Genomic DNA, 4,460 nt, shown 5'->3' with positions numbered 1-4,460 from the left:
CGTTGAACACCCCGAGTGCCAGCGTGCGCTGCTTGCCGACATGGCGGTAGCTGAAACGCCATCTCTTTGCTCCATCCGGGAACACCCAGAGCTGGAGCCCCCGTCCGTCACTTAGTTTGTAGACTTTGTCCTTTGGCTTGGCAGCCTCGACGGTCTTTGCGGTTAGCTTGCCCACTGCCGATACCCCGATTTGATTTAGCTAAACGCCCAGATGGGCCCTTTTGCTGGTATATGAATTCGGAGCTAGCGAGATACCAACCGATATACCATCGTTGGAGCTGGTATTTAGTGGCGGATGCTGACCCCTCCTGAAGGGAGGTTACAGTATAAAATTAGTTATTTCAGTAGTTTAGGTGGGTTTTGGGTGTTCTTGGATATTTGAAATGGTCGGTGTGAGAGGATTCGAACCTCCGACCCCTTCCTCCCGAAGGAAGTGCGCTACCAGGCTGCGCCACACACCGAGATCGCTACTGCGAGGCCAGCAAGCATAGCAAACTCAATAACTCAGAACACACCTGCTTGGTGCGCCAACCACTGGCTAAAGAAACTCAAACTGAGCACTGCAACGATCAACATTACCAATAAATATAAAGGTTTGAAGGGTTTTCTCTCGACAGAGTTGACGCCACGCTTCAGAAACGCGTCAACCTTGGCTTGATCCTCTGGATACAACTGACGCTCGGAGCCTTCGGTAACAGGTTCAGCCGGGCGCTGTGGCTGTTCTTCATTCTGAGACATGCATTTAGCCTCGTAACAACGAAAACGAACGCGAATTATCGCGCCCGTAGCTTTGGATTGCACCCCCCAGAGAATCCTGGGGGATATCAAGCCGTTCAGAATGCGAACATCGCCTCTGGCATGTCCATAAGGTTGTCCGCTCCAGAGAGTAAGGACTCTTTATGCGACATAGTCCGCGGCAGTATTCGCTGGAAGTAAAAACGCGCGGTCATGAGTTTTGCCTCATAAAACGCGGTATCACCGCCCGCGGCTTCTGCAATCTTCTTGTGCGCGACCACAGCCATCTGAGCCCAGAAATAAGCCAGCGCCACGTAACCTGAGTACATGAGGTAGTCCACTGATGCGGCACCAGCCTCGTCAGGATTCTCCATGGCCTTAGCGCCTACTTCCAGAGACATGGTCAGCCACTCGTCTGCGTACTTGGTCAGCGGAGCCGTGAATTCAGCATAAGCTTCATCACTGTTCTCGGCGACAAATTCACCCATCATCTCGGTAAAGCCCATGAGCAGCTTGCCACCAGAACCCAGGACTTTCCGGCCAATGAGGTCCAGCGCCTGTATACCCGTAGTGCCTTCGTACAATGTGGCGATACGTGCATCGCGAGCGATTTGCTCCATGCCCCACTCACGAATAAAGCCATGGCCACCGTAAATCTGGATGCCGTGGTTAGCAGCCTCAAGGCCGGCCTCGGTAATAAAGGCCTTGGCGATCGGTGTCAGCAGCGCCATCAGGTCGTCGGCTTTCTTCGCGCTCTCTTCGTCACCGCGCTCCACGATATCGCCCAGCTGAGCAAGGTAGTACAGCATTGCACGGCTGCCTTCGGCGATAGACTTTTGCGTCAGCAGCATGCGACGCACGTCGGGGTGCACAATGATAGGGTCCGCTGGGCCATCAGGATTCTTGGGGCCGGTCAGGCTGCGCATCGCGAGGCGTTCCCGGGCGTATTCCAAAGATCCCTGATACGCAAGTTCTGCGTGAGCCAATCCCTGAATAGCTGTACCGATTCGGGCGGTGTTCATAAAGGTGAACATCATGTTCAGACCGCGGTTGGGCTCGCCAATCAAATAGCCCTTGGCGCCATCAAAGTTCATCACGCAGGTTGCGGATGCCTTGATACCCATCTTCTTTTCGATGGACGCACAGTGCACGCTGTTGCGATCACCGACACTGCCGTCTTCATTAACGTTGAACTTTGGCACGACAAACAGCGAGATACCCTTGGTACCCTCTGGCGCATCAGGCATACGTGCGATCACGATATGCACAATATTGTCTGACATATCGTGCTCACCGGCGGAGATAAAGATCTTGGTGCCGGTGATCGCATAGCTGCCGTCGGCCTGGGGCTCGGCTTTGGTGCGCAGGAGACCGAGATCCGACCCACAATGCGACTCGGTAAGACACATGGTGCCCGTCCAGTTGCCGCTCACGAGCTTGGGCAGATATTGCTGCTTCAGCTCGGGTGAACCGTGGGCCTCTAGCGTCTTGATGCAACCATGAGACAGTCCGGGATACATGAGCCAGGACCAGTTGGCGGTACCGGCGAGCTCGTTGATAACAATGCCGAGCATGCTGGGCATATCCTGACCACCAAACTCGGGCTCTGCAGACAGTGATGGCCAACCGTTATCAACATACTGCTTATAGGCTTCTGCAAAACCTGCGGGTGTCTTTACGCCCTCTTCGGACCACACGCAGCCTTCTTCGTCACCGCTTTGATTCAGCGGAGAAAGAACGTTCTCGGCAAACTTTGCACCCTCTTCGATGATCGCATTCATGAGATCTGGCGTGGCTTCTTCATAGCCTTTCAAACCCTGATACAAGTTTTCGGTATCAAGTACTTCATTGATCACAAACTGGATATCGCGCAGCGGCGCTTTATAACTTGGCATTTCCCTCTCCCCTATTACGGTGACGATTTTCGGATCGCCAATCGCAAGGCTTATCGCCCATGTGTTCAGTGTTAACTTAGGGTTGAGTATAGTCCAATTTCAGGCGAATGCATGCTCCAAAGTGTGAATTTGCAGGCAAAAGCTGCCTTGGCTGCTTGGCCGGAACTAGCGCCCGAAACCATAGAATAAGCTTGTAAGTGTGCACTTACTTACGTTAAAGAGCAGCGATAACTGTGATAAACACCACGTCAGGCCTGCATCGACGCGTTTGCATCATAAAACCGCGGATCCGAGAACTCCGGAGCAGCCGTCTCACGCTCTTCAGGGTTAATGCCCAAACGCGCAAACAAAGCCAAATCACTATTGGCTTTTGGGTTAGCTGTAGTTAGCAGTTTTTCGCCATAGAAGATTGAGTTTGCGCCCGCCAAAAATGCCAGCGACTGAGTCTGCTCGTTCATGTCTTCGCGTCCCGCAGACAAGCGCACATGAGAGAGTGGCATCACTATGCGCGCCACGGCGATGGTGCGCACAAACTCGAAGGGGTCAAGATCGCGCTCTTTCGCGAGCGGCGTTCCTTCGACACGGACCAGCATATTGATGGGTACGCTCTCGGGGTGCTCTGGCAGATTTGCCAGTTGTTGCAGGAGTCCCACACGATCCGCCGCATTCTCCCCCATCCCCACGATGCCGCCACTGCAGACTTTCATGCCCGCCGCTCGCACTTGCTCCAGGGTATTCAGACGATCCTCATAGGTTCGTGTAGTGATGATATCGCGGTAGTACTCAGGAGACGTATCCAGATTGTGGTTGTAGTAATCCAGACCTGCATCGGCCAAGGTTATGGCCTGACTGTCAGTCAACATGCCCAGCGTCATGCACGTCTCCAAGCCCAGTTCTTTGACCCCCTCGATCATCGAGGTGAGAACCGGCAGGTCTCTATCTTTGGGCGACCGCCAGGCTGCGCCCATGCAAAACCGGGTGGCCCCGGCGTCGCGCGCAGCCTGTGCCTGTTCCACCACCGCATCTACCTCCATGAGAGCCTCTACCGACAAGCCGGTGTCAAAGCGCGTGCTTTGAGGGCAGTAGGCACAGTCCTCAGGACAAGCGCCGGTTTTGATCGAAAGCAAAGTGCTTATCTGCACTTCGTTTGGATCAAAATGCTGCCTGTGAATCGATTGGGCGCGAAACACCAGATCACTGAAGGGCAACGCAAACAGCGCGGCAATCTGGTCTCGCTGCCAGTCATGACGCACAGTTGCCGACGCGATGTCGTTTTCGGCTGGGCGTGACTCCCCAGACGTGGTTTGGCTTGTTAATTCAGATGAAAGGGGAACAGTCATGGCAAGGCTCTCAGTAAGAATCTGCATAGTAGATCATGGAGCAGCATGGTCAACCAAAATAAAAACTCGTGGTTAACAGCGCCCTAAAAAACGCATGGATGCACGCCCTCGACTACGTGGCGCCACAGCGCTGTATCTATTGCGATCAACCCAGCTACCTGGCCGAAGCCGTCTGTGAGGTATGCCAAGACGCCCTCTGTCCTAATGAGGCGGCATGCCCGAGATGTGCGCTCCCAGGTATGGATGGCCGCCTGTGTCCCACATGCATCACACAGCCGCCGCTTTTACAGCGTGTGACTGCCGCCTATGAGTACGACGCAGCAATAGCGTACTTAATGCACCGATGGAAGTACCTGGGAGAGCAAAGACTTTCGCTAACGGCCGCAAAATTGATGCTAAAAGAGCCTATTTTTACTAAAACTACCGAAATAATGCTGCCAACGCCCCTGCACTGGAGGCGCCAGCTTCAGCGGGGCTTCAACCAGAGCGA

Annotated in this window: 5 protein-coding genes and 1 tRNA gene; 1 reads left to right on the top strand and 5 read right to left on the bottom strand. The window is 54.1% G+C overall.

The annotated features are described in order from the left end of the window. From ACI9KD_RS16860 to bioB, 5 genes are all read right to left on the bottom strand, one after another. On the bottom strand, positions 1-175 hold a 175-nt coding region (locus ACI9KD_RS16860), incomplete at its 3' end, for an Arm DNA-binding domain-containing protein (protein WP_414982332.1). Positions 176-384: 209 nt separating this feature from the next. Further along, positions 385-461: transfer RNA gene (locus tag ACI9KD_RS16855), tRNA-Pro, on the bottom strand. Positions 462-504: 43 nt separating this feature from the next. Next, complete coding sequence (locus ACI9KD_RS16850) at positions 505-738, bottom strand: DUF3094 family protein (RefSeq protein WP_414982330.1); 234 nt, start codon at positions 736-738, stop codon at positions 505-507. A gap of 95 nt (positions 739-833) precedes the next feature. Then, positions 834-2,630: an acyl-CoA dehydrogenase C-terminal domain-containing protein gene (locus ACI9KD_RS16845; protein WP_414982329.1), complete on the bottom strand. Its 1,797-nt coding sequence runs from the start codon at positions 2,628-2,630 to the stop codon at positions 834-836. Between the two features lie 248 nt (positions 2,631-2,878). Then, the gene (bioB, locus tag ACI9KD_RS16840) at positions 2,879-3,997 is read right to left on the bottom strand and encodes a biotin synthase BioB (protein WP_414982328.1); all 1,119 of its coding nucleotides are present in this window, start codon (positions 3,995-3,997) and stop codon (positions 2,879-2,881) included. Between the two features lie 71 nt (positions 3,998-4,068). Between bioB and ACI9KD_RS16835 the strand changes: the two genes are divergently transcribed. After that, positions 4,069-4,460 (top strand): double zinc ribbon domain-containing protein (locus ACI9KD_RS16835; RefSeq protein ID WP_414982331.1); only part of this gene is annotated, 392 nt, incomplete at its 3' end.

Source organism: Congregibacter sp. (genome assembly GCF_047617445.1).
GTDB lineage: Bacteria > Pseudomonadota > Gammaproteobacteria > Pseudomonadales > Halieaceae > Congregibacter.
The sequence above is the reverse complement of the archived record's forward strand: the minus strand, read 5'-3'. Positions and strand labels throughout refer to the sequence as shown.

Excerpts from the sequence above, each read along its gene's own strand:
- ACI9KD_RS16845 (WP_414982329.1), bottom strand. The coding sequence starts at position 2,630 with ATGCCAAGTTATAAAGCGCCGCTGCGCGATATCCAGTTTGTGATCAAT.
- bioB (WP_414982328.1), bottom strand. The coding sequence starts at position 3,997 with ATGCAGATTCTTACTGAGAGCCTTGCCATGACTGTTCCCCTTTCATCT.
- ACI9KD_RS16850 (WP_414982330.1), bottom strand. The coding sequence starts at position 738 with ATGTCTCAGAATGAAGAACAGCCACAGCGCCCGGCTGAACCTGTTACC.